Origin of the sequence: Sedimenticola sp., assembly GCF_050289425.1 — a bacterium.
Classification (GTDB): domain Bacteria; phylum Pseudomonadota; class Gammaproteobacteria; order Chromatiales; family Chromatiaceae; genus Sedimenticola.
The window spans coordinates 48,359-70,569 of sequence record NZ_JBNKFS010000015.1 but is presented as its reverse complement, the minus strand read 5'-3'; the positions used below and the strand labels follow the sequence as shown (position 1 = coordinate 70,569).

At 56.2% G+C, this 22,211-nt stretch carries 23 protein-coding genes; 9 read left to right on the top strand and 14 right to left on the bottom strand.

All coding sequences use genetic code 11. The annotated features are described in order from the left end of the window. From ACQY5R_RS11875 to ACQY5R_RS11865, 3 genes are read right to left on the bottom strand one after another with little or no spacing between them, the layout of a single operon-like run. Positions 1–3,135 (bottom strand): efflux RND transporter permease subunit, encoded by a 3,135-nt coding sequence (locus tag ACQY5R_RS11875; RefSeq protein ID WP_428608599.1) that lies wholly within the window; start codon positions 3,133–3,135, stop codon positions 1–3. A gap of 1 nt (position 3,136) precedes the next feature. Then, the gene (locus ACQY5R_RS11870; RefSeq protein ID WP_428608596.1) at positions 3,137–4,171 is read right to left on the bottom strand and encodes an efflux RND transporter periplasmic adaptor subunit; all 1,035 of its coding nucleotides are present in this window, start codon (positions 4,169–4,171) and stop codon (positions 3,137–3,139) included. Next, positions 4,168–4,713: a helix-turn-helix transcriptional regulator gene (locus ACQY5R_RS11865; protein ID WP_428608593.1), complete on the bottom strand. Its 546-nt coding sequence runs from the start codon at positions 4,711–4,713 to the stop codon at positions 4,168–4,170. Before ACQY5R_RS11865 ends, ACQY5R_RS11870 begins: the two co-directional genes overlap by 4 nt. A 120-nt stretch (positions 4,714–4,833) precedes the next feature. Between ACQY5R_RS11865 and ACQY5R_RS11860 the strand changes: the two genes are divergently transcribed. Continuing rightward, entirely contained in the window at positions 4,834–6,030 is a 1,197-nt protein-coding gene (locus ACQY5R_RS11860; RefSeq protein WP_428608590.1) for a class I SAM-dependent rRNA methyltransferase, read from the top strand. 59 nt (positions 6,031–6,089) lie between these two features. Here ACQY5R_RS11860 and ACQY5R_RS11855 read toward each other — a convergent pair whose 3' ends face one another. Both ACQY5R_RS11855 and ACQY5R_RS11850 read right to left on the bottom strand, forming a co-directional pair. Then, the gene (locus ACQY5R_RS11855) at positions 6,090–6,428 is read right to left on the bottom strand and encodes a helix-turn-helix domain-containing protein (protein WP_428608587.1); all 339 of its coding nucleotides are present in this window, start codon (positions 6,426–6,428) and stop codon (positions 6,090–6,092) included. A 409-nt stretch (positions 6,429–6,837) separates the two neighbouring features. Next, on the bottom strand, positions 6,838–7,191 hold the full coding sequence (locus ACQY5R_RS11850) for a hypothetical protein (RefSeq protein ID WP_428608584.1): 354 nt from the start codon (positions 7,189–7,191) through the stop codon (positions 6,838–6,840). Between the two features lie 115 nt (positions 7,192–7,306). Here ACQY5R_RS11850 and lgt point away from each other — a divergent pair, with 115 nt between their 5' ends. From lgt to ACQY5R_RS11835, 3 genes are all read left to right on the top strand, one after another. Further along, on the top strand, positions 7,307–8,149 hold the full coding sequence (lgt, locus tag ACQY5R_RS11845; protein WP_428608582.1) for a prolipoprotein diacylglyceryl transferase: 843 nt from the start codon (positions 7,307–7,309) through the stop codon (positions 8,147–8,149). Between the two features lie 3 nt (positions 8,150–8,152). Continuing rightward, positions 8,153–8,947: a thymidylate synthase gene (locus ACQY5R_RS11840; RefSeq protein ID WP_428608580.1), complete on the top strand. Its 795-nt coding sequence runs from the start codon at positions 8,153–8,155 to the stop codon at positions 8,945–8,947. Positions 8,948–9,055: 108 nt separating this feature from the next. Continuing rightward, a complete protein-coding gene (locus ACQY5R_RS11835; protein WP_428608577.1) occupies positions 9,056–10,018 on the top strand; it encodes an arginase in 963 nt (320 codons plus the stop codon). Here the strand turns inward: ACQY5R_RS11835 and ACQY5R_RS11830 are convergent. Then, the gene (locus ACQY5R_RS11830) at positions 9,919–10,929 is read right to left on the bottom strand and encodes an ornithine cyclodeaminase (protein WP_428608575.1); all 1,011 of its coding nucleotides are present in this window, start codon (positions 10,927–10,929) and stop codon (positions 9,919–9,921) included. The genes ACQY5R_RS11835 and ACQY5R_RS11830 overlap by 100 nt on opposite strands. Positions 10,930–11,003: 74 nt before the next feature. On the opposite strand from ACQY5R_RS11830, the gene folA reads away from it, so the two are divergent. Then, complete coding sequence (gene folA, locus ACQY5R_RS11825; protein ID WP_428608573.1) at positions 11,004–11,507, top strand: type 3 dihydrofolate reductase; 504 nt, start codon at positions 11,004–11,006, stop codon at positions 11,505–11,507. Between the two features lie 23 nt (positions 11,508–11,530). Here folA and ACQY5R_RS11820 read toward each other — a convergent pair whose 3' ends face one another. From ACQY5R_RS11820 to apaG, 4 genes are read right to left on the bottom strand one after another with little or no spacing between them, the layout of a single operon-like run. After that, positions 11,531–12,319: a TIGR00266 family protein gene (locus tag ACQY5R_RS11820; protein ID WP_428608571.1), complete on the bottom strand. Its 789-nt coding sequence runs from the start codon at positions 12,317–12,319 to the stop codon at positions 11,531–11,533. A 59-nt stretch (positions 12,320–12,378) separates the two neighbouring features. Continuing rightward, the gene (locus ACQY5R_RS11815; protein WP_428608568.1) at positions 12,379–13,212 is read right to left on the bottom strand and encodes a symmetrical bis(5'-nucleosyl)-tetraphosphatase; all 834 of its coding nucleotides are present in this window, start codon (positions 13,210–13,212) and stop codon (positions 12,379–12,381) included. A 15-nt stretch (positions 13,213–13,227) separates the two neighbouring features. Beyond that, positions 13,228–13,845 carry a DUF2238 domain-containing protein gene (locus ACQY5R_RS11810; protein ID WP_428608566.1) on the bottom strand — a complete coding sequence of 206 codons (618 nt, stop codon included), beginning with the start codon at positions 13,843–13,845 and terminating at the stop codon, positions 13,228–13,230. 9 nt (positions 13,846–13,854) lie between these two features. Next, entirely contained in the window at positions 13,855–14,238 is a 384-nt protein-coding gene (gene apaG / locus ACQY5R_RS11805) for a Co2+/Mg2+ efflux protein ApaG (protein WP_428608563.1), read from the bottom strand. A 156-nt stretch (positions 14,239–14,394) separates the two neighbouring features. Between apaG and ACQY5R_RS11800 the strand changes: the two genes are divergently transcribed. The 3 genes from ACQY5R_RS11800 to ACQY5R_RS11790 all read left to right on the top strand — a co-directional run bounded on the left by ACQY5R_RS11800 (position 14,395) and on the right by ACQY5R_RS11790 (position 17,502). Then, positions 14,395–14,853, top strand: a complete 459-nt coding sequence (locus ACQY5R_RS11800) for an ankyrin repeat domain-containing protein (RefSeq protein ID WP_428608561.1) — start codon at positions 14,395–14,397, stop codon at positions 14,851–14,853. 472 nt (positions 14,854–15,325) lie between these two features. Beyond that, a complete protein-coding gene (locus ACQY5R_RS11795) occupies positions 15,326–16,273 on the top strand; it encodes a Gfo/Idh/MocA family oxidoreductase (RefSeq protein WP_428608558.1) in 948 nt (315 codons plus the stop codon). Positions 16,274–16,386: 113 nt separating this feature from the next. Then, entirely contained in the window at positions 16,387–17,502 is a 1,116-nt protein-coding gene (locus ACQY5R_RS11790; RefSeq protein ID WP_428608556.1) for a DegT/DnrJ/EryC1/StrS family aminotransferase, read from the top strand. Positions 17,503–17,562: 60 nt separating this feature from the next. On the opposite strand, the gene ACQY5R_RS11785 is transcribed toward ACQY5R_RS11790, so the two are convergent. Beyond that, positions 17,563–17,958, bottom strand: a complete 396-nt coding sequence (locus ACQY5R_RS11785; protein WP_428608554.1) for a hypothetical protein — start codon at positions 17,956–17,958, stop codon at positions 17,563–17,565. A gap of 238 nt (positions 17,959–18,196) precedes the next feature. Beyond that, the gene (gene cysB / locus ACQY5R_RS11780) at positions 18,197–19,171 is read right to left on the bottom strand and encodes an HTH-type transcriptional regulator CysB (RefSeq protein ID WP_428608552.1); all 975 of its coding nucleotides are present in this window, start codon (positions 19,169–19,171) and stop codon (positions 18,197–18,199) included. Between the two features lie 181 nt (positions 19,172–19,352). Between cysB and ACQY5R_RS11775 the strand changes: the two genes are divergently transcribed. Next, positions 19,353–19,706 (top strand): TusE/DsrC/DsvC family sulfur relay protein, encoded by a 354-nt coding sequence (locus ACQY5R_RS11775; RefSeq protein ID WP_428608550.1) that lies wholly within the window; start codon positions 19,353–19,355, stop codon positions 19,704–19,706. 188 nt (positions 19,707–19,894) lie between these two features. Here ACQY5R_RS11775 and pdxA read toward each other — a convergent pair whose 3' ends face one another. Next, a complete protein-coding gene (gene pdxA / locus ACQY5R_RS11770) occupies positions 19,895–20,884 on the bottom strand; it encodes a 4-hydroxythreonine-4-phosphate dehydrogenase PdxA (RefSeq protein ID WP_428608548.1) in 990 nt (329 codons plus the stop codon). An 11-nt stretch (positions 20,885–20,895) separates the two neighbouring features. After that, the gene (locus ACQY5R_RS11765; protein ID WP_428608546.1) at positions 20,896–22,209 is read right to left on the bottom strand and encodes a peptidylprolyl isomerase; all 1,314 of its coding nucleotides are present in this window, start codon (positions 22,207–22,209) and stop codon (positions 20,896–20,898) included. Positions 22,210–22,211 lie beyond the last annotated feature (2 nt).

Sequence of the window (22,211 nt, the reverse complement as noted above, 5' to 3'; positions counted from 1 at the left end):
TTATAGACGATCGACGAGTCGGGGCTGTAGTCCTGATTGGTTTTTTTCGCCGGCCGCGATACGGCGGCGGGTGACCCAGCCCGCTCCCATGAACAGTCGGTAGAGCAGCGGGATCACGAACAGGGTCAGCATGGTGGAGACGGCCAGCCCCCAGACAATGGCGGTGGCGACCGGCCCCCACATCAGCGAGGCGCCGCCGAGGCCGGTGGCCAGGGAGAAAAGGCCGGCGATGGTGGTCATGGAGGTGATCAGGATCGGAATCACCCGGCGCCGCGCCGCATACAGGGTGGCGTGCAGTACGCTCATGCCCCGCGCCAACCTTTCATTGGCGGCCGAGATCAAAACGATGGCGGCATTGACCGCAATACCGGCCAACGCCACCACGCCATACAGCGTGAACAGGCTCAAGGGGTTGTTGGTGATGACCAGACCGATTACCACGCCGGTAAAGGCCATGGGGACGGTCGATAGGATCATCAAAGGTTGGAAATAGCTCTTGAACTGGGTACCGAGGATCAGATACATCAGCCCGACACCGAAGAGGAACAGGACGGCGATGGCATCCAGGCTCTCCTGGATATCATCCAGTTCGCCAGAGAAGTCAAGATCGATACTGGGATATTGGGGGGCGATCTTGTCCCACGCCTCCTGAATCTGCCGGTTGGCCTTCACCGTATCCATCTGCCGTTTGTCCAAGTCTGCTTCGACGGTGATGGTGCGGCGGAAATTGTAGTGGCGGATGCTGTTGATACTGGGGCCGGTGTGACTGTGAACCAGCTCTTTCAACGCAATGCGCCCGCCCCCAGGTAGCGGCAGGGTGTAGTTGCCGGGTGCGCCGATGGTGGATAGCGTGCGCGGCAGGGCGCGTACCCGTACCTCCAGCTCCTCCCCCCGGTCCTGCATCTGGCTGACGATTTCGCCATCCACCAGCAAGCGTAGCGTGCGGGTCACCTCGTTCGGGCTGATGCCGGCCCGGCGGGCGGCATCCTGGTTGACCGTCAGTGCCAGTTCCATCTGACCCTGGCTGTCGTCATCGGTAATATCGCGGATCGCCGGATTCTGTTTCAGGATCGCTTTCAACTCCTGCACCGCCGCGCGGATGGAGGCTATCTCGTCTCCCCGTACCTTGACCTGGACCGGCTTTGAGGTGGGTGGTCCACCGGCCAGGCGCAGGAAGGATATTTTGTCCGGACCGGCGGTCGCCTCTATATCGGCGCGCATTGATTCGATCATCGCATCTACGCTACGCAACCCATTACTTTTGGGGTTAAGCGCCACCAGTATCTGGCCATAATGGTCGCCGAAGAAGGGGGCGGTTTCGGTGAATAGCTGCCCGGCATAGCTGAGGATGTTGCGTGCCTCGCCCGGTAGGATCTTGCGGCGGATCTTCTGTTCCACTTCCAGCACCTTGTTACGCGTCACCTCCAATGGGGTGCCGGCCGGCATCTCCAGGCTGACGTAAAACAGACGGATCGGGTCAGAGGCAAAAAAGTCTATCTTTACCAGTCCGATCGCTGTTGCCGCAATGGCGCCGATAAACATCAGCAGAACTCCGAGCAACAAGGCCTTCGGCCAGCGTAAGGCACGTACCAGCAGCTTGGTATACTTGACCCGGATCCAGTGCAGGGCATCGGTGCGCCAGCGTTGCATACGGGAAGGGTTGTTGAAGTGGATGTTGGCGCCCAGCATGTGTGCCGGCAGCATCCAGTAAGCCTCGATCAGGCTGATGGCGAGGGCGATGGTAACCACCAGCGGGATGATCAGCATGAACTTACCCAGGATGCCGGGCAGCAGCATCAATGGCAGGAAGGCCGCCATGGTGGTCAAGACTGCCGTGGTGACCGGAGCGAAGACCTCTTTTAGCGCTTCCAGGGTAGCGGGCAGCACCGCCATGCCCCGCTGCAGCCGGTAGTAGATCGATTCCACCACCACCACCGCGTCATCCACCAGCATACCGAGACTGATCACTACTCCCAGCAGGACACTGACATTTAGCGTCTGGTCCAGTGCATTGAGCACCAGGAAGGTGCCGGCCAGGATAAAGGGGATGCCAATAGTCGTGAGCAGGGAGATGCGGCTGCCGAGGAACAGCCAGGTGACAAACAGTACCATGATCAGACCCAGCAGGGCGTTGGTCTGCATGATGTCGAGGGCGTTGCGGGTGATCTCGGTCTGGTCGTCGATCAGTACCACCTTGACGCCGGTCCGATCCTGGAAGCGGTTGCGTGCCTCGGCGTAGTCGGTGATCTTCTGCACTAAATCCAGGGTGTTGGCACTGGCCTTTTTGGTAATGGCCAGCATGACCGCCGGACGCCCTTGGTAGAGCACCACCTTGTCCTGCTTTTCACGGCCGCGAACCACTTGAGCCAGATCGCCCAAGGGTACCTCGCCGCTGACTCCCGCTACCGGCAGGCCAGCGAGATAGCCTGGATCGCTATCCTGTCCGATGATGCGCACCAGCCAATTCTGGTCATTTACCCGGGCACTACCGGCGGCCAGATCCTGGAAGCTACGGGTAACGGTATCGGCCAATTGGGTCGGGCTGATGCCGGCGGCTTCAAGCCGCTCGGGGTAGAAATTGATCTGCAGCTCAGGGTCGCGCAGGGCGGTATCCAGAATACGGTCGACCCCCTTGATGCGTTCCAGATCTTTCTTGACGTTTTCCGCCTGGCGCCGCAAATTTTCGTCATCGGCCGGTCCGACCACGGCCAGGGTGGCGCTGGGAAAGGCGTTGGCGGTGGTGATCTCGAACACGAACGGGGTGGTGGCATTGTCTGGCAGTTCGTCGTCGGCGTTCTGTACTTCGCGCCTCAGGTCGGCCACCCGTTTGTCGAATACGGCGGGTTCGATATCCTCGAACCGAACCAGGATGCTGGAGATACCTTCGCGGCTGGCACTGGAGACAAACTTGATGTCGGAGAGGCGGCGGATCTTCTTCTCCAACACTTCGGTAACCCGCTTTTCCACATCCGCGGCGGCGGCACCGGGGAGCACCGTGGTGATGTCTATCCAGTTGAAATTGATGCTGGGATCCTGTTCCCGCGGCATCAGGTTGTAGGAGAGCAAGCCGATGCCCAGTATCAGCACAAAGGCCAGGTTGGCCAGCACATGGTTTTTATAGAAGCGCGCCAGCATCTCAGTTGGCCAACTCTATTCTGGCGCCTTCCACCAGCGCCTGACGCCCTTCGATGACCAGTTGGGTATCGGAAGGCAGGTCCACCCGTGCCGGGTGGCCCTCCAGTGCCTCGGGAAGCGGTAGGAAGTGGGCTTTTCCCTGTACTACGGTAAAGAGTCCCAGGGTGTCGCCGCGCCGGACCGGCAGATCGGCCGGCACATAGGGTTGTAGTGACTGCCACAGCAGGCGGCCGCTGCTGCCGGGTAGGGCGCGATCGTCATGGAATAGCAGGCGTACTTCCCGATTGCGCCCCAGCGACTCCACTACCGGGACGATCCGGCGTAGCGTAACGGGAAAGCGTCCCTGGTTGGTCTCAAAATCGATCTGTTGTGCCTGTTGGAGTGACTCGATTTTATCTACAGATACCTGGGCCGAGATCTCCAGGCGCTCCATGTCGGTCAATTGCACCAGGGGTTGTCCCGGATTCACCCACTCTCCTTCGCCCGCCAGCCGTTCGCGCACCACGCCGGCGAAGGGGGCTCTGATCTCGCAACGTTGCCGGTTTAGCTTTGCCTCGGCAAGGGTGGCATATTGTGCCTGTCGGTCCGCTTCGGCCATCCGCAGGTCGGCCTGTTGCTGATTCAATCTCTCCTCGGAGATGCTGCTGGTTTTACGCAGCGACTGGGTCCGCTCAATCTGGCGTCGCGCCAGGGTGAGCCGTGCTTCGATGCGAGTCAGTCCTGCCTCGGCTTTCTGCAGTTGCAGTTCATTGTCATGGCAATCCAACTCGGTCAATAGTGCACTCTGTTCCACCTGGTCGCCGATCTGTACCGGGATATTAACGATACGACCGGTTGTTTCTGCGCTGATACGACTCTCGTTCAAACTTAGGGTGGTAGCGGGGGCCGAGTAATCCTGAAACAGGATGATCTCTCCCAGTTGCGCCGTGGTGACTTGGATAGGTCGCTCTTCGGCCGCGCTTGGCAGGGTAAAGAGGGCGAGTAGGGTGACACCGCACAGTCGGGCTAAATGCCGGGTCGATAGGATAGGGTTCATAGGGTTTTCGGGCTCCTTGCCGCGTCAATCTCCTGGCTCAGCGAGGCGGCGCGCGTCTGCATTAACCGGAGCAGCGCCTGGTTGGCGGCAATGCCGTACTCCAGAGTGAAGTGCATGCCGGGGGTTAGGGTTTCACACTCATCGATAATGCGGGTTAAGAGGTTCAACTCGGCCTGCAGGAGGCCGGTTTGCTTATCCAGTAAAAGGGTAATCTGTTCGTTTGGCAGCAGGTGGGCAAACATCATCAGAAACAGAAAGTCGCTACGATGCTGTTCGGCCGGCTCAGTGGCCATCAACGTCTGGAAAAAATGCTTCCGACCGGTATCGGTGAGGGTAAACACCTTCTTGGTCGGACGTTTCGGCTGGGCCTGCTCGTGATAACGGACCAACCCTTGTTCGGACAGTTTTGCCAGGGCTGGATAAATGGATCCATAGCTGGTGGCCTGAAAATGGCTGAACGTCTGTTCTATGGCCTTTTTGATTTCATATCCGCTGGCATCACCCAGGCTTAAAATACCGAGGCAGAGGTGGCTGGTGTTCATGTTAAATATATATCGATCCGTTATATGTCGGGACAATATATTTAACCCGGCGTCCGGCTGTCAAATCTGTTAATCTTGCCTGCCCGTTTTTACCATCGGATGACACCAGGACTTCAGGCCATGAATTTTGCTCCGCTGCGATTGAAAAGAAATGAGGACAGGCGGCTACGCGCCGGCCATTGCTGGATCTACAGCAATGAGATCGATACTTCGGTTACGCCGTTCAAGGCGTTGGATCCGGGGCAGCCGGTCGAGATATTCAGCGATAAGGAGAAGCGGCTGGGTACCGGTTATGTCAATCCCCATTCGTTGATCTGCGCGCGTCTGGTCAGTCGTGACCACCAACATCCGCTTAGCGGATCGTTGATTGTACACCGCCTGAAGGTGGCCTTGAGCTTGCGGGAGCGGCTCTATCAACAACCGTTTTATCGCCTGCTATTTGGCGAAAGTGATGGCTTGCCGGGGTTGGTTATTGACCGATTTGGCGATTTTCTGGTGATCCAAATCACTACCGCCGGTATGGAGCGGCTGAAGATGGAAATTCTGGCTGCGGTGGTCAAGGTGATCCGTCCTTCCGGCGTGCTGTTTCGCAATGACTCGCCAGCCCGAGAGCTGGAGGGGTTGGATCTTTATGTTGAGGATGCCCTGGGCTGTTGGCCGGAGATGCTGACCGTCGAAGAGCACGGTGTACGCTTCCTGTTGCCCTCGCAAGCGGGGCAGAAGACGGGCTGGTTTTTTGATCAGGCGGCCAATCGGGGACGTATGATCCCGTATGTGCAAGGTAAACGGGTACTGGATGTTTGCAGTTATGTCGGTGCATGGGGTGTGCAGGCGGCCGTGAAGGGGGCCTCCGAGGTGATCTGTGTTGACGCATCTGCGGCGGCCCTGGATGCGGTGGATCGCAATGCCCAGGAAAACGGTGTGGCCGAACAGGTGGCGGGGCTCCAGGGGGATGCTTTTGATGCCTTGCGGGAGTTACGTCAGGCCCATGAGCGTTTTGATGTGGTACTGGTTGACCCGCCCGCATTTATCAAGCGTAAAAAAGACACCAAAGAAGGCACCCTGGCCTATCGGCGTCTGAATCAGCTGGCGCTGCAGGTATTGAGCAAGGACGGCATCCTGGTCTCCTCATCCTGCTCCCATCACATGCGGGAAGAGGCTTTGCTGCTGGAGATACAACAGGCGGCAAGGCATACCGATCGCTCACTGCAACTATTGGAACGTGGCTTCCAGGCGCCGGACCATCCGGTCCACCCGGCGATCCCGGAGACGGCCTATCTCAAGACCTTTTATCTGCGTGTCTTGCCGAGTTTTTAACGCTATCCTGAATAGGCCCACCCCTGCGTAACGGTAAACAGGGGTGGGCGATTCATCACTTACCCTTTTGCGGCAAGCTCCATGATTTCTTGTTGCACCCGAGATTTATGGGGCTCGGGCAGGGCATGCCACGCTTCGGCGACTGCCATGGCATCAGGTGGAAGTGATGCGGCCAGTTCATCGCCAAACATCAACCAGGCGGGGTTAACATCCAGTACAGCGGCAATCTGGTCAATTTTGCGAGGACGCAAGCTCTTCCCGTTTTCGATTTTCTGGATGACGGCCTGATTTGTTCCAGCACGCACGGCCAGTTGCTCTTGTGTCCAGCCTTTTTCTTGGCGTCTGAAGCGCATCCGTTGACCCAGATTCCCGGGGTTTTGGGGATTCTCATTAGTCATTTTCTTCAACCTGTCGTTAGTCCGATTTGAGTATAGCTCCCAATCAGGTGGCCGATTGCTGTTCTTGGGCCTTTTTTTCAGCCCTCTGTCACATCTCGCCATGCCGGGTTTTCGGGGCATGGCTAGCCACCACGTATTTTTACGCCAGGGTTATCGAGTGATAAACAGAACAACCCTGTGTACTTAGGAGCTCCAGCTTGTAGCTTGTATAGCCTTAGCACCTTGACGTGATATCAGTGAATTCAATTACTAATACCAAGGAAATTACTATCTTACGAGAATAATAAGCCTCAAGGTAAGCATAACCCTTTTTCCTAAAGCTGTCCCTATTTTGCGCGCCAAATGGGTGCGATTAAAAGTACTTGGTTCACTGTTTCGTACATATTTGTTCCTCGGCATACTGGGGGTGTCAGGGGTTTAACCAGATCCGAAAGCGTTGTTGGCTGGTGCCGTGCTGAGAGTCCTGTGCCTCAATGTCAACGTAGCGGATTCCATTCGGAATGGTGATAGTGAGTCCGCGGGTGAAGGGTTGTTCATGTACATGCGGATGGAGTAGTTTCCGCTCACCCAGCACTCTTCCATCCGGTGCCAGCACCCGCCAGGCGTTGGCGTAGTGTTCCCACCCACTGTCGTCGTGACGCAAGGTGACCTGGACGGTGTAATGGCCGCTGCTTTGTGCTTCCGCCTTGGCGGAAACGATCTCTACGTTACCGGCAAATAGCAGTCCGGGTAGTAGCAAGAAGAGGATCGGTACGGCGCGCATGACGGGGCCTCCTTGGGAGGGGTTCGGGTACAAGTCGACGATCTTTGCGCTTTGGCACATCCCAGGTGAAAACATGGGATGATTTATTTCCAGCTTGACCATAAGATAGCCCCCTATGTTGACTTACCCAAATATTGATCCGGTATTGTTGTCGCTGGGGCCGGTCTCCGTGCATTGGTATGGCGCCATGTATCTGGTGGGCTTTGTGGTGGGCTGGTGGCTGGGCAGAGTGCGAGCCGGTCGGGCGAATTCCGGCTGGCAGGTTGAACAGGTGGATGATCTACTGTTCTATATAGCCTTGGGTGTGGTGTTCGGAGGACGACTCGGTTATACGCTGTTCTATGGATTTGATGATTTTTTACGGGATCCACTCTCTCTGTTGCGTATTTGGCAGGGGGGGATGTCTTTCCATGGTGGTTTGATCGGGGTGTTGGTGGCCATGTGGCTGTTCGGTCGACGCCATGGTAAAGGTTTTTTTCAATCCACCGATTTTATCGCGCCCTTGATACCGGTCGGTCTGGGGGCTGGCCGCATCGGTAATTTTATCAATGGCGAGCTATGGGGTGCGCCCGGCTCCGTCCCCTGGGCGATGCAAGTCTCCTGTGAGCGTTTTGTGGCGCTCTGTACAGATAAATTGCAGTTGCCTCCCGGCACGTTAGTCACACCGCCGCTGCATCCTAATCAACTTTACGAGGCACTGCTGGAGGGGCTGGTGATGTTTATCGTCCTGTGGCTCTTTTCGGCGCAACCCCGTCCCGCCAGGGCGGTTTCGGGTCTGTTCCTTGTCTGCTATGGCGTGTTTCGTTTTAGCATTGAGTTTGTCCGCATGCCGGATGTCCAACTCGGTTATATCGCTTTTGGTTGGCTGACGATGGGGCAGTTGCTGACCCTGCCCATGCTGCTGGCGGGCGGTGTACTGATCTGGCTGGCCTATAGAAAAAGAACCCTATCGGATTGAATTATGCGTCAATACCTTGATCTCATGCGTCATGTCCTGGAAAACGGTACCCATAAGGAGGATCGTACCGGCACCGGCACCCGGAGTCTGTTCGGCTATCAAATGCGCTTTGATCTGGCCCAGGGCTTTCCCCTGGTCACCACCAAAAAAGTGCACCTGCGTTCCATCATCCACGAACTGCTCTGGTTCCTGAAAGGCGAGACCAATATCCGTTATCTGAAAGAGAACGGTGTCAGTATCTGGGATGAGTGGGCGGATGAAAACGGCGATCTGGGGCCGGTCTATGGTGCCCAGTGGCGCTCCTGGCCAACGTCGGAGGGTGGCCATATTGATCAGATTACACAATTGGTCGATCAGATTCGGCGCAATCCGGATTCCCGGCGTCTGTTGGTAAGCGCCTGGAACCCGGCCGAAGTGGAGCGTATGGCGCTACCGCCTTGCCACTGTCTGTTTCAGTTCTATGTGGCGGAGGGTCGGCTCTCCTGCCAGCTTTACCAGCGCAGTGCCGACATTTTTCTGGGAGTACCGTTCAATATTGCCTCCTATGCACTGTTGACCCTGATGATCGCCCAGGTCACCGGGCTGGAGGCCGGTGAATTTATCCACACTTTTGGCGATGCCCACCTCTATTCCAACCATCTTGAACAGGTGGAGACCCAATTGGCCCGGACCCCGTTTCCGCTCCCCCGGATGCGCTTGAATCCGGACATTACCTCGCTGTTTGATTTCACTTTTGATGACTTTGAGCTGGAGCAGTACCAGTGCCACCCCCATATCAAGGCGCCGGTGGCGGTCTGAATCGGCGTTTTCCTCTCGGCTGCACATTTTCATCACCTCCCGCAACGGAAACCTATACTTGGTAGGAAGCCTCTAAATCTCTGGAAACTGTGATTCAGGAGGTGATGCATGAGGTGTATCGCGACAGTCGGTGTGGCTTCCGGCCAAGCGGGTCAGCATGGGAGTTGTTGGCGTGGGCCAATGGTGCTGCGCAGTTCGCCAGGTTTGAAGCGCTTCTGCCATAGCCAGGGGTTGCGCCTGGTGTGGCATGCGTTGCTGGAAGCGGATGAGCGGGCGGCCAAGCCGGATGCGGTGGCGGATCTCTGTCGGCAGGCAGCACGCTTCTCTTCCGCCCTGGTGAAACAGGCCCACCCGTTCCTGTTCCTGGGCGGCGACCACGCCAGTGCCATGGGTGTGTGGCGAGGGGTGATGAGTGCGTTACCGGATCAGAGGCGGTTGGGCCTGATCTGGATCGATGCCCACATGGATGCCCATACCTTTGAGACCACTCCCTCGGGCAATGTGCACGGTATGCCGGTTGCCGGGCTGCTGGGTCAGGGTGACGCGCTGTTACAACGGATCTATGGCGGTACGCAATACTTGTCCCCGGAAAACCTGGTGCTGTTGGGGGTGCGCAGTTTTGAGCCCGCCGAGCAGCAGCTGCTGGATCGGTGTGGTGTACGGGTGATCGGTATGGCTCAGTTGCATGAGCCGGGAGCGTTTCGGGTGCAGCTACTGGAGAGTGTCGATCGATTATTACAACAGGCGGATTATCTGGGTATCAGTATCGATCTGGATGCTATCGATCCACTGGACGCACCGGCGGTCGGCGTACCCGAGCCGGGCGGAATAGCCGGTTCAGAATTGGTTGATGCCTTGGCGGCCATCGCCGGTAACCCCCGATTGCTGGGCATGGAGATAGCCGAGTTTTGTCCCCGGCATGAGAGTGGCGAAAAGACGGTGCGCTTGATCGGCGAGTTGATTGCCGCCCTCTATGGCGAGACGAGTACCCGGTACAGATCCTTGGGGTCGACTGGCGAAGGGACCAACTCGACCTCTTCACCGATACCCAGGTTGCGGGCCAGTCGATAGACCAGTTGCAGGATCACGAAGTCTTCCAGGGCAAAGCCGACGGAATCAAACAGGGTCAACTCTCGGCTATCTTGCCGTCCCGGCTTGCTGCCATTCACCAGTTCCCAAAGTTCGGCGTAGACCGGGGTCTGCTTGGCCAGTTGGATTTCGCCCTCCGCCAGGCTCTGTGGTAGGTATTCCACCACGACCTTACACTCTGCCAGCAGTGCGGGATCCAGCTCAGTCTTGCCAGGGCAGTCGCCCCCCATGGCGTGGATGTGGCAGCCGGGATCGATCATCCCCGGTTTCAACAGTCGGTTATGCTGCCTGGCCGCGGTGGCGGTGATGATCATGTCGCTATCGGCGATGGCTTGCTCTATGGATTGGCAGGGCTGCAAATCGACCAGGCCGTCCATATTGCGGGAAAATTTTTTCATCGCCTCGGGATCGGTATCAAAGAATGAAACCCGTTCGATCGGCAGCACTTGGCGGATGGCTTGCAACTGAAACTCAGCCTGGGCGCCCGTGCCGATCATCGCCAGGTGGCGACTATTAGGGCGGGCCAGATATTTGGCTCCCAGCGCCGTGGTGGTAGCCGTGCGGATGGCGGTCAGCAGGGTCATTTCACTGAGCATGAGCGGAAAGCCGTTTGACGCATCCGCCAGCATGCCCAGGGCGATAATGCTGAGCTGTCCCTGGGCTGTATTTTTAGGGTGTCCGTTGACGTATTTGAAACTGTAAAAATTGTCGTCTGCGCAGGGCATCAGTTCGATCACCCCTTGCGGGTAGTGTGTGGCGTGACGGGGGGATTTGTGAAAATCGTTCCAACGTCCAAAGGCGGCTTCCAGATCCGCCAGGTTTTGCCGGAGAAAATGATCGAGTCCAGTGTGTTGGACAATCTGTTTCAGGTGGCTGATGGTGATCAGTTGCATGTCGCCACTCCTGTATTGCCTGTTGTTATGGTCTTGAGTAAAGCTTAGTCCATGGACGTGGTATGCTCTGCGGCATGCCTAAGCGACCACGTATTTCACTCATTGCGGCCATGGACGAAAACCGGGTTATCGGCTGTGAAAATCGGCTGCCCTGGCGGCTGCCCGCCGATCTGCAGCATTTCAAGCGATTGACCCTGGGTAAGCCGATTGTGATGGGGCGCAAAACCTGGGAGTCGTTGCCCGGGCTACTGCCCGATCGGACCCATATCGTGATCACCGGGAGTCCCCGGTATGTGGCGGAGGGGTGTCTGCTGGCGCACTCGGTGGATCAGGCGCTGGCGCTGGCCGGTGACGTGGAAGAGGTCATGATTGTGGGCGGGGCCAACCTGTACCGCCAGCTGTTACCCTTGGCGGACCGACTCTATCTAACCTGTGTCCACACCCGGGTTACCGGGGATGCGTGGTTTCCGGAATACGGTTCAGATGCCTGGCGAGAGGTGGAACGGGATGCCCATCAAGCCGATGAGCGTAATCCGTTTGACTATACATTCCTTACCCTGGAGCGAGTCGACCGCTGATTCGGTTGACCGGTGTCGCTGGATCAATTGCCATCCAGCAAGCGGCCGATCCCTCCCAGTGCCGATCCTTCTCCCCGGTTGCTGCCTCCGGCCGAAGGGGCGTGCGACAGGATTCGGTCAGCCATGCGTGAGAAGGGGAGACTCTGTAGCCAGACGGTACCCTCGCCCTTGAGGGTGGCAAGGAACAGTCCCTCGCCGCCGAATACCATCGACTTGAGATTGCCTGCCCGTTCGATGTCGTACTTGATATGGCCACTGAAGCCTACCAGGCAACCGGTATCTACCCGTAGCGTCTCGCCGCGCAGCTTTTTCTCGATGATGGTGCCGCCTGCCTGGATAAAGGCCATGCCGTCGCCCTGCAGGCTCTGCAGGATGAAGCCTTCGCCGCCAAACAGGCCGACACCGATCTTGCGGTTAAAGGCGATATCGATCTTGGTGCCGAGTGCGGCGCACAGAAAGGCATCTTTCTGGCAGGTAACATTTTCACCATGGAGCGCCATATTGAGTGGAATGATATTGCCGGGATAAGGGGCGGAGAAGGCGACGCGGCGCTTGCCGACACCCTGATTGCTGAAGTGGGTGGTGAAAATCGACTCACCCGTAACGATCCGTTTACCGGCGGAAAAGAGCTTGCCCATCAGGCCCTGCTCCGGTTCGGAGCCGTCCCCCATCCGTGTTTCGAAGGCAATGCCCTCTTCCATGTAGGTCATGGCACCGGCCTCCGCTACCACGGTTTCCCCAGGATCCAGCTCTATTTCCACCAGCTGCATCTCGGATCCGATGATTTCATAATCGATTTCATGACAACGCATGGCTCACTCCTCACGTTTGCAGGCTGCCCTGCTTTCTCTGTCCGTTTAGTGTATTCGGGTTAAGGTTTTTTATATCCGCTGCAGGAGACTTGTAGCGGTTTGGGCTGTTTCTCCCGGCGCAGCTGCAGAGCTGTCAGTTTCCCGCCCCACAGGCAACCACTGTCCAGACACCAGGTATTGTGGCTGCTGTGATAGCCGAGGGTTGACCAGTGTCCGAACAGGATCCGGTGGTCGCGGGTGGCTCGGTTGGGGATGGCAAACCAGGGGAAAAAGTCGGGGGCCTGGTTACCCGGTGCCCGTTTCTCCTTTAATGCCAGATTGCCTTGGACGTCGCAAAAACGCAGGCGTGTAAAACAGTTGATGATGAAGCGGTGGCGCTCCATGCCCTGCAGCGTATCCGACCAGCGGCTGGGCTCATTGCCATACATCTGCTGGCAAAATGTCGGGAATTGGTCGCCCCGCAGTATGGCTTCCACCTCTTTTGCGCACTGCTGGGCGGTCGGCAAGTCCCACTGGGGCGGCAGTCCGGCATGTATCAGGCTGTACTCGCGCTCGGCGCAATGATGCATCAACGGGCGGTGGCGTAGCCACTCCAGCAGATCGTCCCGATCCTTCGCCTTTAAGATGTCCCGCAGGGTGTGATCCTTGTCAGCCTGTTTGAGATTACCTTGTGACAGGGCCAACAGATGGAGATCATGATTACCCAGCACGACGGTAGCGCCTTCTCCCAGTCCTTTGACGAAGCGCAGGGTCTTCAGGGAATCCGGCCCCCGGTTGACCAGGTCTCCGGCAAACCAGAGGCTGTCCCGGTCGGGCGAATATTTGATCAGTTTCAGTAGCCGCTGCAGATCTTTGTAGCAGCCCTGGACGTCGCCGATGGCAAACAGCGCCATATCAGAATCTATCTCTCATTGAAGTTGGCTAAGTTGTCGGTCGTGCAGGCGCGCCAACAGCAGTTGTGAAAGCAGTGCGCCGGTGAGTGCCAGGAACATATCCCATTGGGTATCCCACACATCGCCCTGGGTGCCAAGAAATGCGCTGGAAGCTTCTTCGCTGATGAGGGCGGTCCACCACTCAATCATCTCATACAGGGCTGAAAATGCGAGACAAATGCTGGTTACGGTGAGGATTAGCCAACCGTCGCGAATTAAAGGCGAACGGCGCAGCAGGATTTCCCGTGCCAGGATTGCCGGAATGAATCCCTGGGCCAGATGGCCGAGTCGATCATAGTGGTTACGTGACAACTCCAGGCTATCCCGCAGCCAATTGAACAGCGGCACCTCGGCATAGGTGTAATAGCCGCCCACAATCAGGATGACGGCGTGTATCGCCAGTAGGCGGTAAAGCAGCAGTGTGAGGGGAAAGGTTCGCCGCGTATAGGTCAAAAGGACCAGTCCCAGCATGACTGGCACGGTCTCCAGAAACCAGGTCAGTCGGTCGGCCACCGGATCGATGGCGCTGAGCAGAAGTAGCAGGGTGACCAGCAGCAGGAGCACGGTCGGTTCGCGGGTGCTGGCTCGATACATGGGCTAACCCTAGTGCAGTATATGGGGCAGTGCCAATCTGAAAGGAGCGATAACGGCCTCAAAATGATCGCCGGCTTCGGTCTGCATCTGGTAACTGCCCTGCATGGTACCAACCGGGGTGGGCAGTGTGGTGCCGCTGGTGTAGCTGAAATCTTCACCCGGACGCAAAAAGGGTTGCTGTCCTACCACGCCTTCCCCGAAGACTTCTTGCACTTCGCCATCCGCATCGGTAATGAGCCAGTGACGGCTGATTAGTCTGGCGGCGTTGTCGCCGGTGTTGCGGATAGTGATGGTATAGGCGAACACATAGTGGTCTTCGGCCGGGTTGGATTGTCCTTCCACATAGGCGGTGCGAACATCCACTTCAATGCTGTTTTGCAGTGATTTACTCATGTATAGATGTGTGACTCGAATTGGGGTTTGCCCGGATTTTATCTGAAATGCCGATGGTGTGGGATATTATGACAGCTTCAGATAACAGTTGTCCGGTCGCTCAATAGTTTAACGAAAAGAATATCTGAAACGAGTCTGGACTATAGGGTACTACGGATGAACAAGCGATCTTTTTTCATGTTGCTCTGGTTCCTTAGCGCGACCATCTGGGCGGCCGATTCTAATCAAATGTTGCTGGCGGCGGCTAGTCTAGGGCAGGAGCACCAGGTGGCGGCGCTGCTGGCGCAAGGCGCCGATGCCAACGTCAAGAACGGTGCTGGACGCCCCGCTTTGGTGTTGGCGGCCTTCAACGGCAATGCCCGTACGGTGAAGGCCTTGTTGGCGGCCGGTGCCGATGTGAATGCGGTGGATGGGACGGGCAATAGCGCCTTGATGGATGCGGCGGCCTTTGGTCATGCGGCCGCCGTCGAGGCATTGATTCAGGCTGGAGCCGATGTCAATTTGCAAAATAAGGCTGGGGTGGGTGCGTTGAAGCGGGCCAATCTGGGCAAGCATGCTGATGTGGTTAAAATGCTGGAAGAGGCCGGTGCCACCGAAGGGGGGGGAATTGAGTGAGCGTAGTCGTTTTGCGGCCAATGCGCCCGGTTTGTGTGTCGGCTCTCAATTTCGACATTTTGATGACGCGAAAGGTAGACCGGTGTGAAGTGATTCAATTTTAGTTCCGTTGCATTGCGGCACAATCTGTTCCGGTCTTGAGATATTTCCACTCCTGATAGTAGATCGCTGTACGGCCGGGAGGAGGTGCAACGTGTTCAGAATCCAGTATCCCCGGCGTAAGCCGGATATTCTTTTTATTCTCTATTCCCTAATGGGAGTCGCTCTTCTGGTGACGGTATCTGTCCATTTTCATCTGCTTGATCGCGCTACATCAGTTGATCCGGGTCACTCCTACAGCGATCAACAACACTGATTTCCCCCTCAAAGATGCCACTGATTGAGCAGATGGTTTAGAATCAGCCGGGTTTTCGGTTCGCGGCATCCTGCCCGAACCCTTCTGCGCTGAAACTGGGCTGAGTCTGGGTGTTTAATGAGTCATAAATTGCGTGTGGGTGTCGTGGGGGTTGGCTATTTGGGGCGTTTTCATGCCTTGATTTACTCCCGAATGGATAATGTGGATTTGGTCGGTGTGGTTGATATTAACCCAGAAACGGCGGCTCGGGTGGCCGAGGAGTGCGGTTGTAGCGCTTTCTCCAACAGTAGCGATCTGCTGGGAAAGGTTGATGCAATCAGTATCGTGGTGCCCACTACGGCCCATCTGGATGAAGCGCGTCCGTTTCTCCAGGCCGGTGTTCATATGTTGCTGGAAAAGCCGATTGCCTCCACCGTTGAGGCAGGTGCTGAGATCGTCCGCTTGGCTGAAGAGGCCGGCGTCATCCTGCAGGTCGGGCATCTGGAACGTTTTAACGCCGGGGTGATGGCCCTGGCGGATCGGATCAACCGCCCCCGTTTTATTGAGGCCCACCGTATGGGTGGATTTGTGGAACGGGCAACCGATGTGGACGTCGTGTCCGATCTGATGATTCATGATATCGATATCATCCTCTCACTGGTGAAATCGGAAATCACCGCCATTTCGGCAGTAGGTACGCCTGTTTTGACGGATCACGTCGATATTGCCAATGCCCGCCTCGAATTTGCCAACGGTACAGTGGCCAACGTGATTGCCAGCCGTGTCTCGGAAAAACGGATGCGCCGTATCCGGGTGTTTGAAGAGAACCGCTACGAATCGCTCGATTTTATCGACCAACGGATCGAGACCGCTTACCCCAAACCGCGTCCTGGCGAGACTTGGCCCGAGGTGGTCATGGAGCGTTTGGATATCGAGCCGGTAAAACCCCTGGACGCTGAGTTGGCGGCTTTCGTTGAGAGCGCGACCTCGGGCCATCCTCCTCTGGTGGATGGGCATGTCGGGCTTGAAGCGCTCGAGGTTGCCATGCGGGTTAAGGCGGAAATTATGGAGCGTCTCAGCGCGTAAGCCCCTACTATCAACCCATCACTTATCCCGGCCATGTATTGATAACCTGATAGGCGGTTGTCGCTATTCGAGCTGGGAGAAATCACTATTTACGACAGTCATTGGAAAGCGTCATGCCAGAAAAAACAGCACCCCAGGGAGTCCCTTACCTTAGCCTGCAGCAGGAATTTCACGATTTGCGGGAAGAGTGGTTCAGCCGTATCGAGTCGATTGGGTCCGGCGGTGCCTTTATTCTGGGTCCCAATGTGCGGGCTTTTGAGCAGGAGGCGGCGGAGTATGTGGGCAGCGATTATGCGGTGGCGGTGGCCAACGGCACGGATGCCCTCGTCCTGTCTCTACGCGCCATGGATATCGGGTCCGGTGACGAGGTAATCACCACACCTTTTACCTTTTTTGCCACGGCTGAGGCCATCTCCATCGTGGGGGCAACACCGGTATTCGCGGACATCGATGAGGCCAGCTTTAACCTTGATCCTGACAGCGTGGCGGCCAGAATTAACGACCGGACCAAGGCCATACTGCCGGTACATATTTTCGGTAATCCCGCCGATATGATTGCGCTGAATCAGTTGGCGCAACAACATGGCCTGGCGGTAATTGAGGACGCTGCCCAGGCGTTTGGTGCGCGTTGTGGTGAGGCAACGGTGGGCGGCTTGGGATCGAGCGGTTGTTTCAGTTTTTATCCAACCAAAGTGTTGGGATGTTACGGTGATGGGGGATTGATCACCACCAGTGATGAGAGAGTTCGGGATCGCTTGCTGAAACTGCGTAATCACGGCGCTACAGCTCCCTTTACGCATGATGAACTGGGTTATAACAGTCGTCTGGATGAGGTCCAGGCTGCGCTGTTGAGAATAAAGCTGACGAAGCTGGAACAGGATATTGCTGCTCGTATCCAGGTAGCCGATTGGTATGATGCGCGTCTTGCCCAGCTTGATCTGGTGACGCCGGTACGCCCTGATCTCGGACGTCATGCGTTCAATCTCTATACCATCAGGCACCCCCGTCGTGATCTGTTGCGCGCGCATTTGAGTGCGCACAACATCGGCAATAGCCAATGTTACCCACTCGGCTTGCATCTTCAGGATATCTATAAGGATCTGGGGTATCAGGAAGGAGATTTACCGGTGGTCGACCGGGTTTGCGGTGAAACCTTGTCACTGCCCATTTTTCCGGCGATGACGGAGGAGCAGGTCGATTCGGTCTGTGACTTGATCGCTGAAATCTGAAGTAACAGCGGCCGCATTCGGCGGCCGCTGTTACGGTGGTGTGTTTAAACGGGCGACGGCTCAGTCGTCATCCAAGTCCACATCAATGTCCAGGTCGTCGTCCAGATCGGCATCGTCAATATCGTCCAGTTCGGGGTCCGTAGTAGCGGCTGCCGCCGTGCTGGGTTGGGGGGTTAGCTCCACCTGTTTCAGGCGCATCGACGCTCGGGGGGTGAACTCTTTTTTAGCTTTTGAATAGCCGGCATTGAGGGAGCTGACCAATTCGGCCTCATCCTTGCCGAGTTCCCGCAGCTTGGGCTCGACAATGCCTACCTGAAATTCGAGGATCTTGTTGCGCTTCAAAGAGTAGAGGTAGACGGTATTGGTGTTGCCCGTCTCCATGCTTGGGTCGCGCAGTACCGGTGAGCTTTTAGTACCAGCCTCAAGATAGCCATGCCAATAATTTTTTTTGCTCATTATCTTCCCGCATGATTGAAACTTTTACCCAGGCAATACACGGATTAGGAGTGCCCGATTGTCAACGCTAAACGCAGGGTCTGGTAAAGGGTGGCCAGACCCAGGACGGCCTGATCTTATTTTAAAATCCGGCTTTCGACAATAGTTTGTAATGCGAAGTGTAGGCGGCTTTTCGAGAGGGTTGTCTCATCGCCCGAATCCCATGATTTCGGACAAAAAACCGGCCTTGTTGTGGTGCCTAGTATTCTTGTAAAACCAGATCATTGAACAGGGCGTTTCGCTCTTGCTCGGAAGCGGCTTCCACGGCGTTGTCGACCACATCCCGGGTCAGATGTGATGCAAACAACTCTATGAAATCGTAATGATAGGCCCTTAAAAACAGGCCTGGCCGGAATCCGAGCCGGGTCGTACTGGGTGGGAACAGGTGGGTGGCGTCGAGGGAGCACAGATCCTTATCCTGCTCCGGGTTATAAGCCATCTTGGCCAGAATTCCGATGCCAATTCCCAGGCGCACATAGGTTTTGATGACATCGGCATCGGTTGCCGTGAACACCACGTTTGGCTCCAGGTCAAAACGGCGAAACGCTTTATCGAGCTGGGAGCGGCCGGTAAAGCCGAATACATAGGTGACGATCGGATATTCGGCGACCGCTTCAAGGGTAAGTGGATTGATCTCCCTCAGCGGGTGATCACAGGGTGTGATGATGGTGCGGTTCCAGTGATAGCAGGGCATCATGATGAGGTTGCCGAAGTCGGCGGTTGCCTCTGTGGCGATGGCGAAATCGACAGCCCCACCTGCCGCCATTTCGGATATTTGCTCGGGATTACCCTGGTGCATCTGAAGGTCAACGCCCGGATAACGGGCGCGAAACGCTTTTATTACCGGTGGTAATACATAGCGAGCCTGGGTGTGGGTTGTGGCGATGGAGAGGCTGCCGGCACGTGGGTCACTGAATTCGCTGGCGACATCGCGGATGGAATCGACTTCCCGAAGCACAGCTTCAGCGCGGCTTATAATGGATTTTCCGGCGTCGGTAATGCCTGTCAGCTGGCGTCCGGTACGCTCAAAAATGGTAACCCCCAACTCCTCTTCAAGAAGTCTAATCTGCTTACTCACGCCGGGTTGAGAGGTGAATAATCGTTCGGCCGCTGCGGTGATATTCAGGTCATTCTGGGCGACTGCCAGGAGAAATCGGAGCTGTTGTAGTTTCATATGTGGCCCAATATATATAATGATTCGTATTCTTGTTATATCAATCAACTATTTCTATAGACGGAAAAGTTATTTTGATGTATTGTCTCGCCGCGCTATAGTTTTAAGCAAGTAGATACCCTTCGCGAAGTCTGCCGTGGGTGTTTCCCTTAGACTATTAACATTGTAGGAAGCATTAGCAATGAGCGCAGTACAAAAAGTAAGTGAGTCTGCAGCCCGTGGCTCGGTATTGTCTACCCTGGGTTTCGATGAAGATGGTTTTCTTTGCGATGCAGAAACCTGGAATGATCGGGTGGCGGAGACGCTTGCAGAGCTGGAGGGGGTCGCTCCTCTGCAAAATGCTCATTGGCGGGTAATCCGTTTTGTACGTGATCGATACCTCAGGTTGGGGGCTATTCCACCTATGCGTCGGATATGCCGCAGCAGCGAACTTTCAAAGGACGAAGTAAAAGGCTTGTTTGGAGGCTGCTTGCAGGTCTGGCGGATCGCGGGCCTCCCTAATCCGGGAGAAGAGGCTAAGTCCTACTTGAGCTAAATTCAGAATTTTATGCCTGGCGTTGGCGTCAGGTAAGTGCTGGACGGCACTATCAGATTTAAGGGTTCGCCCTTTCACCGTGTTATACCTCCCTTTGCCCGGTTCGTCCGGGCTTTTTTTTAGTTCAGCTAAACAGTTGTGGGCGCCATCTGCTGGCGGTGTTTAGTCACCGTGGGTTGCGGTCGAGCTTAGTGACTGGTTGGTATTGTCAGTTGATGGGCCGATATGATGGCAGCATGTAGGCTGCCGATATCTGCTTTCCCTGTGCCCGCAAGTTCGAGGGCTGTGCCATGATCTACCGAGGTGCGGATAATGGGTAGGCCGAGGGTGATATTGACGGCATTGCCGAATCCCAAATGCTTCAGGACTGGTAATCCCTGATCGTGATACATGGCCAAGACGGCATCCGCCTGCTCAAGATAGTGGGGGGTGAAAAGGGTATCAGCCGGCAGCGGTCCTACGAGCTGCATGCCCGATGCGCGCATTCGTACAAGGGTTGGTGTAATCGTCTCGATCTCTTCCATTCCCAGATGACCACCCTCTCCTGCGTGGGGATTCAGCCCGCAGACTAAAATTTTTGGAGAGGGAATGGCAAAGCGTTCGACCAAATCATGGTGCAGAATCTTGATGACACGTTCCAGCGATTCAGAGGTAATCGCGCTGCTTACATCCTTCAAGGGCAGGTGGGTTGTGGCTAAGGCAACCCGCAATTCTGGGCAGGCCAACATCATTACCGGGTAGGCGTCGGTTAAGTTGGCGAGATATTCGGTGTGACCTGAAAAGGGGATGCCAGAGTCGTTGATTACCCCCTTGTGAATAGGCCCGGTCACCAGCGCGCTAAAGCGGCCCGCCATACAGCCACGGGTCGCCTGGGTTATTGTCTCCAGCACGTAGTCGGCATTGGCCGGGTTGAGTAAGCCAGGTTGAACCACTTCTGGAAGTTCGATTGGCAGGACACTAAGCTTACCTGCATCCTGTGTGGCTATCCGTTCCGGAGTAAACTCGATAATGTCTAGTGGCAGAGCAAGTTGCCTGGCGCGCTCCTCCAGCAGCTTTGGTGAGCAGACAGCAACCAACGGATAGTTCCGGTCATCCTGGGCCAACTGCACACACAGATCGGGGCCTATTCCCGCCGGTTCGCCGGGTGTGAGCGCAAGCGGGATGGGGTTGTCACTCAAGTTTGCTGCTCCTAGGAGTTATCGAGGCGGATATCGATGAAAGCCTCGTCCTTCAGGCGCCGCAAATAGAGTTCGCTCTCTTCCGCCGTCTTGCGATTGCTGATGGCTTTCCTGGCTTCGGCTTTTTTAACCTCCGTGGTGCTGTCGTGTTTGCGGCGTTCCAGCAGTTGGGCTAAATGCCAACCGTATTCGGTGCGGAAGGGTTGGCTCATTTCTCCGGGGGACAATTTGGCGACTTCTTCCTCAAACCGGGGCAGCAGTGCACCCGGTGTCACCCAGCCCAAGTCCCCCCCTTTGATGGCCGAAGATTTGTCGTCGGAGTGGGAGCGGGCTAGGGCGGCAAAGTCGTCGCCACCCAGAATGCGCAGGCGCAACTGCGCTAAGCGAGTGCGTGCATCGTTATTAGACGTAACCTCATTAGTGCTGATCAGGATGTGCCGGACGTGACTCTGGGTGACAATCTTGCGTTCGCCTCCCTTGAAGTCGGCTAGGCGGATGATATGAAAACCACTGGCAGTACGAATTGGATCGCTGATCTCACCGCGTTCCATATTGACGACCAGATCGACGAAGATGGTGGGCAATTGATTGGCTGGCCGCCAGCCCAGGTCACCCCCCTCGAGCGCCTGTCGTCCATCCGATTCCGTGATGGCCACATCGGCAAATTCGGCGCCGTCGCGTAATTTGTTGACGATCGACTCCGCTTGCTGGCGTGCGCTCTCCATTTGTTCCGGTGATGCGGCTTCAGGGGTGGCGATCAGGATGTGCTGCAGATGGTAAGCGGAGCGCTCCCCCGTGCTGTCGGCCTGGCGTGCGATATAAGCCTCGACCTCTTGATCGGAGACGCGGATTCGACGGCGTACCTCTTGGTCTAATAGTTTCTTAAGGGTGATCTCTTCCTTGATGTTTTGACGGAAGTTGCGGAAGCTGATCCCTCCCTCTTCCAGGGTACGGCGAAACTCCGATAGGCTCAGATTGTTGTTTCGAGCGATGTTATTGAGCGCTTGGGCAACAATATCTTCACCCACATTGATTCCCGCACGTGCCGCCGCTTCCAGCTGTAATTTTTTAAGTATCAGTCGGCCCAAAACTTGCCTTTCGATGACTGCTTTAGGTGGTAGGCGTTGTCCCTGTTGGCGCAGCTGCGCAACGATTTTCATGATTTCGCTATCAAGTTCACTACGCACCACGATGTCATCGTTAACCACGGCGATAATTTCATCGACGGGTTGGACCGGTTCGCTACGCGCGAAAGCGGAATGAAACAGGCTTAGGCCCAGCAGCGTTAGCGCCAGGCCATTTAACAGGGTATTTCTCGTGGTCATTT

Bases quoted from the DNA above. Each gene is read 5' to 3' on its own strand.
- ACQY5R_RS11875 (WP_428608599.1), bottom strand. From the start codon at position 3,135: ATGCTGGCGCGCTTCTATAAAAACCATGTGCTGGCCAACCTGGCCTTT.
- ACQY5R_RS11870 (WP_428608596.1), bottom strand. From the start codon at position 4,171: ATGAACCCTATCCTATCGACCCGGCATTTAGCCCGACTGTGCGGTGTC.
- ACQY5R_RS11865 (WP_428608593.1), bottom strand. From the start codon at position 4,713: ATGAACACCAGCCACCTCTGCCTCGGTATTTTAAGCCTGGGTGATGCC.
- ACQY5R_RS11860 (WP_428608590.1), top strand. From the start codon at position 4,834: ATGAATTTTGCTCCGCTGCGATTGAAAAGAAATGAGGACAGGCGGCTA.
- ACQY5R_RS11855 (WP_428608587.1), bottom strand. From the start codon at position 6,428: ATGACTAATGAGAATCCCCAAAACCCCGGGAATCTGGGTCAACGGATG.
- ACQY5R_RS11850 (WP_428608584.1), bottom strand. From the start codon at position 7,191: ATGCGCGCCGTACCGATCCTCTTCTTGCTACTACCCGGACTGCTATTT.
- lgt (WP_428608582.1), top strand. From the start codon at position 7,307: ATGTTGACTTACCCAAATATTGATCCGGTATTGTTGTCGCTGGGGCCG.
- ACQY5R_RS11840 (WP_428608580.1), top strand. From the start codon at position 8,153: ATGCGTCAATACCTTGATCTCATGCGTCATGTCCTGGAAAACGGTACC.
- ACQY5R_RS11835 (WP_428608577.1), top strand. From the start codon at position 9,056: ATGAGGTGTATCGCGACAGTCGGTGTGGCTTCCGGCCAAGCGGGTCAG.
- ACQY5R_RS11830 (WP_428608575.1), bottom strand. From the start codon at position 10,929: ATGCAACTGATCACCATCAGCCACCTGAAACAGATTGTCCAACACACT.
- folA (WP_428608573.1), top strand. From the start codon at position 11,004: ATGCCTAAGCGACCACGTATTTCACTCATTGCGGCCATGGACGAAAAC.
- ACQY5R_RS11820 (WP_428608571.1), bottom strand. From the start codon at position 12,319: ATGCGTTGTCATGAAATCGATTATGAAATCATCGGATCCGAGATGCAG.
- ACQY5R_RS11815 (WP_428608568.1), bottom strand. From the start codon at position 13,212: ATGGCGCTGTTTGCCATCGGCGACGTCCAGGGCTGCTACAAAGATCTG.
- ACQY5R_RS11810 (WP_428608566.1), bottom strand. From the start codon at position 13,845: ATGTATCGAGCCAGCACCCGCGAACCGACCGTGCTCCTGCTGCTGGTC.
- apaG (WP_428608563.1), bottom strand. From the start codon at position 14,238: ATGAGTAAATCACTGCAAAACAGCATTGAAGTGGATGTTCGCACCGCC.
- ACQY5R_RS11800 (WP_428608561.1), top strand. From the start codon at position 14,395: ATGAACAAGCGATCTTTTTTCATGTTGCTCTGGTTCCTTAGCGCGACC.
- ACQY5R_RS11795 (WP_428608558.1), top strand. From the start codon at position 15,326: ATGAGTCATAAATTGCGTGTGGGTGTCGTGGGGGTTGGCTATTTGGGG.
- ACQY5R_RS11790 (WP_428608556.1), top strand. From the start codon at position 16,387: ATGCCAGAAAAAACAGCACCCCAGGGAGTCCCTTACCTTAGCCTGCAG.
- ACQY5R_RS11785 (WP_428608554.1), bottom strand. From the start codon at position 17,958: ATGAGCAAAAAAAATTATTGGCATGGCTATCTTGAGGCTGGTACTAAA.
- cysB (WP_428608552.1), bottom strand. From the start codon at position 19,171: ATGAAACTACAACAGCTCCGATTTCTCCTGGCAGTCGCCCAGAATGAC.
- ACQY5R_RS11775 (WP_428608550.1), top strand. From the start codon at position 19,353: ATGAGCGCAGTACAAAAAGTAAGTGAGTCTGCAGCCCGTGGCTCGGTA.
- ACQY5R_RS11765 (WP_428608546.1), bottom strand. From the start codon at position 22,209: ATGACCACGAGAAATACCCTGTTAAATGGCCTGGCGCTAACGCTGCTG.